The sequence below is a fragment of the uncultured Candidatus Puniceispirillum sp. genome, assembly GCF_963979125.1.
In the GTDB taxonomy this organism is placed as follows: Bacteria; Pseudomonadota; Alphaproteobacteria; order Puniceispirillales; family Puniceispirillaceae; genus Puniceispirillum.
On sequence record NZ_CAXBVX010000128.1, the window covers coordinates 1 to 4,842 of the forward strand.

The 4,842-nt window shown below is 48.8% G+C and carries 5 protein-coding genes; 1 reads left to right on the top strand and 4 read right to left on the bottom strand.

Annotation, left to right across the window (positions count from 1 at the left end):
• Positions 1-14: 14 nt before the first annotated feature.
• Together ABNT28_RS10010 and ABNT28_RS10015 are read right to left on the bottom strand one after the other, a co-directional pair.
• Positions 15-500 (bottom strand): dihydrofolate reductase, encoded by a 486-nt coding sequence (locus tag ABNT28_RS10010; RefSeq protein WP_332924147.1) that lies wholly within the window; start codon positions 498-500, stop codon positions 15-17.
• A 93-nt stretch (positions 501-593) separates the two neighbouring features.
• Positions 594-1,391, bottom strand: coding sequence for a hypothetical protein (locus ABNT28_RS10015; RefSeq protein WP_348721511.1), 798 nt, complete (start codon positions 1,389-1,391; stop codon positions 594-596).
• A gap of 170 nt (positions 1,392-1,561) precedes the next feature.
• On the opposite strand from ABNT28_RS10015, the gene mgrA reads away from it, so the two are divergent.
• A complete protein-coding gene (gene mgrA, locus ABNT28_RS10020) occupies positions 1,562-2,626 on the top strand; it encodes an L-glyceraldehyde 3-phosphate reductase (RefSeq protein WP_332924145.1) in 1,065 nt (354 codons plus the stop codon).
• Between the two features lie 11 nt (positions 2,627-2,637).
• On the opposite strand, the gene ABNT28_RS10025 is transcribed toward mgrA, so the two are convergent.
• Together ABNT28_RS10025 and ABNT28_RS10030 are read right to left on the bottom strand one after the other, a co-directional pair.
• The gene (locus ABNT28_RS10025) at positions 2,638-3,249 is read right to left on the bottom strand and encodes a glutathione S-transferase N-terminal domain-containing protein (protein WP_332924144.1); all 612 of its coding nucleotides are present in this window, start codon (positions 3,247-3,249) and stop codon (positions 2,638-2,640) included.
• A 101-nt stretch (positions 3,250-3,350) separates the two neighbouring features.
• Positions 3,351-4,649, bottom strand: coding sequence for an alkene reductase (locus ABNT28_RS10030; protein WP_332924143.1), 1,299 nt, complete (start codon positions 4,647-4,649; stop codon positions 3,351-3,353).
• Positions 4,650-4,842: the final 193 nt, after the last annotated feature.

The following is a 4,842-nucleotide window of genomic DNA, read 5'->3' on the forward strand; positions in this document are numbered from 1 at the left end:
CTTGTCAAAGCTACCTATTCCCATATTTCAAAGCAAAGATCAGGCGTTGTTTGCCCTTGCCATGATTTTATGCATTTACGGTTTTGCAACAAAATGTCCAAATTAACCGCACGGTCATGGGTATAGTTGCCATTGATCCGCGTGATAAGTAATTGTTCAACCGCATAGGCGCTGGCTTCATACCACGGTACACCGCCAACGACAAAAACATCCTTGGTCGGATGCTTGGCTTGCACATCCTCTAGGATTTCATGCGGTTTCATATCTTGCCAGTTATAAATACCAAGGCTGCCTGGTGCGGCAATATCACGCGCACTGACAATATAGAATGCGCGTTCGTCATCAATTGTCTTGATCGAACCAGAACAACCAATACGAACAGCGTCCAAAGTGTTGTCCATATACCATTGCTGGTCTTCGATGAAGGTGCCTTCCCAGGGCAATTTGCCCTCAAAGCCAATCTCACCATTTTGTCCAACAGCTACAATTGACTTAATCACGCATCTAACACCATTCTGAGTTACACAATATCTTGATATTCTACTGAAATGGGCATTCTGGGGAAAAAATCAACATTCAGACACATGTTCTTTTCACTTTTGCGATATTTCTTGTGATGTTTTTTTGATTGTTTTCATCCATAGCGCATCTAGCTGGATCAAGGCGTCTTTGTCGAACTGATTGCTATTTTCCCAATAGCGGCCATTTGGAACATAATAGTCAAGCTCGGCTTCCCTGTTCAGGGCAATGGCAATCTGGCGTTTGTCAATGGCAGGTTCAGGAGCTTTTGTATCATGTGATGCCAATGCGCTGATCGATATGCGTGGAAATATAAGCCGTGATATGCTGTCTGACAGATTGAATAGCTGACATCCCTGTTGTGCGGCCAGGCTGTAAAGGCGCGCCGAACTGGCTTCGAGTGATGTCAGGGTAATGTCATCGCGCAGGGGATCAGGCGTACCATTGCCATAGAAATGCGTATTGCCAGTATCAGGGTAATGCATATCACATCCCATAAATATGATTTGTGCTGGCTGATAATGACCAAGAACCCAGTAACCGGCAGTATAGGCCATTGTCGCCCCTGCATAGACAAAGCCGCCATAATCATTTTGGATCGGTACGAAAGCATCTTCATCAATGACCTGTTGATGTGGCTTTATTTGCGCAGGCATGTTTTCGGCGGCAAAGTCATAGGGATAGATGATATCATCCCAGTCATCACGGATACGCCATGCGTTATTAATCACGACAATCTTGTCAAAAAGATCACGTGGCCAGTTGGCGGCCTCAACGCTGTTTGGTGCTGATCCCAAAATGAGAATACGCTGAAAGCTGGCAGATACATCTGTTTGGGAAGCGTCTTTAGGTGTGTTAGCGACAGGGGGCATGTAAATGTCCAGATATGGGCAAGAAAACCAAGATGTCCATCATTGCTGGTGTCATGGTCGATTGCAACCAACTTAGCCGTGACAAGCTGGCTTATTGGCGCTATTTTCAGGCTATAAGTTAGAATTTTCCCTTACCCAGATGCTTTGAGCATTTTGCGGAGATCATCATTATGTCGCGATCAACAACGCATACACCTTGGACAGCCAATGAAAAACGATATGACGATATGCTGTATCGGCGCTGTGGTCACAGTGGCCTTGATTTGCCCGCTATTTCACTTGGCTTGTGGCATAATTTCGGCGAAATAACCGATCATGCAACCAAGCGTGATATGTGCCGTACGGCGTTTGATCTTGGTATCACGCATTTTGATCTGGCAAATAATTACGGCCCGCCGCCAGGCAGTGCCGAAACCGCCTTTGGCGAGATTCTGCGGACAGATTTCAAGCCATATCGTGATGAGCTGATTATTTCCAGCAAAGCTGGATATGACATGTGGCCAGGTCCATATGGCCAATGGGGAAGCCGTAAATATCTGCTTGCCAGCCTTGACCAGTCGTTGAACCGCATGGGGCTGGATTATGTAGATATTTTCTATTCGCACCGCTTTGACCCCTCGACCCCGCTTGAAGAGACTATGGGCGCATTGGCGCAAGCCGTGCATTCAGGCAAGGCGCTTTATGCGGGTATTTCATCCTATAACACCCAGAGGACTAAGGAAGCCACGGCCATTCTTGCCGATATGGGCGTGCCGTTGCTTATACATCAGCCAAGCTATTCGATGCTAAATCGCTGGATCGAAAAAGACGGATTGCTGGCCACGCTTGATGAGGTGGGTGCTGGATCGATTATCTTTTCGCCATTAGCACAAGGTCTGCTGACCAATAAATATCTTGGCGGTGTTCCGGCTGAAAGCCGTGCTTCGGTCGGGGGATCGTTTTTGCCAGAATTTCTGAATTCTGAAAATCTGGCAAAAATAGAAGGGCTGAATGCGATTGCATCAGGTCGAGGCCAGACATTGGCGCAAATGGCGATTGCATGGACTTTGCGCGATCAAGGTAGCGCTAGTCCTGTGACAACAGCTTTGATCGGTGCCAGCCGGCCAGAACAGATCGTTGATTGTGTGGGCGCGCTAGGCAACCTTGATTTTACCGCCGACGAGCTGGCAGAAATTGATGGTTTTGCATCTGATGCTGGTATCAACCTGTGGGCACAATCAGCCGAACTTGACTGATCGGGGCTATATCAAGCCTTGGGCATTGTGTCCTGATGACCAGGTACAACTGCGGCAAAGCTAGCCATCCAGTCAACAAGATGCGGCGCATGATCGCGCCATGACACAATGTCGCGGAAATCAAGATAATCCAGTAGCGCGGCAAGCGAAATATCGGCAATCGTCGGCATGGCACCATTATCATAACTGCTGGTGCTGGCACCAACCATAGCAAGGCCACGGATGATCTTGTCGCGATAGCGTTGCATGATGCTGTCCATCACCATATTTTCAGGGCGTAGGCGTGTTTCATAGACAATCAGGATGCTGGCATCGATCATGCCTTCGATCAAGGCAGCCTGACTAAGCACATCGATGCGCGTTTCGGGATCATTCGGGATGATTTTGCCGCCACCAGCCCGGAGATCAAAATATTCCATTATGACCCGGCTATCGGCGATCAATTTACCATCAGCAATCAAGGCCGGCACTTTGGCAAGCGGGTTGAGTGCCAGTTTGGCGATGCCATCCGCGCTCGACCAGTCAACCGTTTCCAGTTCCAAATCATTTGCAAAACCAAGAATATGCGCGCTCATCATAACTTTGCGGACATAAGGCGATGCTGGCGTGTAGAATAGTTTCATGGGTCATTTCCTTGAATGGTGATTTTTATCAATAACACGCTGTTACATAATGGCAAATATCAGATTACCAGAATAGGGTACGTTATTTATACGTTAGGTGGCTATTTGAACTTTTCCGGGGTCTGGCCAGCCTTGGGCAAGGATGCCCCGACATCGGCAACAGCGATCATCCTGTAACCAGCGGCTTTGGCGCTATCATGGCTTTCAGGATAGTCAGTGTAACCAGCGGTTGATCCGCTGTAAAAGGTTGCCCGATCATAAACGGTCAGATCATGGCCATGGCGGATGCGATCGGGCAAATCTGGATTCGAAATAAACCAGCGTCCAAAGGCAATCAAATCATAGGCATTTTGCGTGATAGCGGTTGCGGCGGTTAACGGGGTGAATCCCCCAGCCCCCATCAGCATGCCGTTATATAATGTCCGATAATGACGTAATGCCAAAGGATGCCGAAAGCCCTGATCGCTTTTCGGATCAGTCGCCAACCCGCCGCCAACGCGCGGCTCGGTCAATAACAAATAGGCAAGATCAAAATCATTCAGGCCACGAACAGCATGACTATAGACAGCTTCGGCATCATCACTTTGGACACCAAAATAGGTGGCGTTTGGCGCGCCTGTTTCGGGGTCGTTCAGATAGGGCGATAGTCGAACACCAACACGGCCTTTGCCCATCACATCAATCAATGTGGTGATGACTTCAAATAAAAGTCGGCACCGGTTTTCAAGCGATCCGCCATACATATCATCACGTTGGTTCGTGCTTTTATTGAGGAACTGGTCAATCAGATAGCCATGTGCCGCATGTAATTCAATCGCATCAAACCCCGCATCTTTGGCCATATGGGCGGCATGGGCATAATCGGCACAAATACGGTGCATCTCGGCCGTTGCTAGCGCGCGTGGCGGCGTATTGGGCTGATCCCAGCCATAATGGCTGTCTTCGTCACCTTGTGGCAGGGCAATCGCCGATGCCGATACAGAGGGCAGAGGCAGGTCACTATTGGCCGCCACCGGATGATCACCAATTTCGGGCTGAGCAATGCGCCCAGCATGTAAAAGCTGGCAGACAATAAGCCCTTTGCGGGCATGAACAGCATTGACCACTTCACGCCAGCCATCGCGCTGTGTGTCCGTCCAGATGCCAGGCACCTGACCGCCATCGTCGCGCACATTTTGATAGATTGTCCATATCGGCGTGCCTTCGGGTGATATATGCACGGCCTCGGTTATGATAAGGCCACCTTCGGATGCGCGTTGACTGTAATAGGTGGTATTATCTGTGGTTGGTGCCAAGGTATCACGGTCAGCGCGGATACGTGTCATTGGTGCCATGACAATCCGGTGTCGCAATGTTAGGGCACCGACGGTAACTGGGTTAAGCAAAGGGTTATCTGTCATGCTGTTTCCTGTTTGGTATGTAGCCTGTTTGACACCAAACCATAAGGGTAATTAAGGTAACTATATTCAGCAAATTTTTTTGATTTAGATGTTTAACAGACATCATGTGTATGTTGGCAGAATAAGGAAAGGAGCAGATAATGGATAAGCAAGATAGCGATAATGCAAAGACAGCGGGTGCAAAGACAGCGGG

Excerpts from the sequence above, each read along its gene's own strand:
- ABNT28_RS10025 (WP_332924144.1), bottom strand. The coding sequence starts at position 3,249 with ATGAAACTATTCTACACGCCAGCATCGCCTTATGTCCGCAAAGTTATG.
- ABNT28_RS10030 (WP_332924143.1), bottom strand. The coding sequence starts at position 4,649 with ATGACAGATAACCCTTTGCTTAACCCAGTTACCGTCGGTGCCCTAACA.
- ABNT28_RS10015 (WP_348721511.1), bottom strand. The coding sequence starts at position 1,391 with ATGCCCCCTGTCGCTAACACACCTAAAGACGCTTCCCAAACAGATGTA.
- mgrA (WP_332924145.1), top strand. The coding sequence starts at position 1,562 with ATGTCGCGATCAACAACGCATACACCTTGGACAGCCAATGAAAAACGA.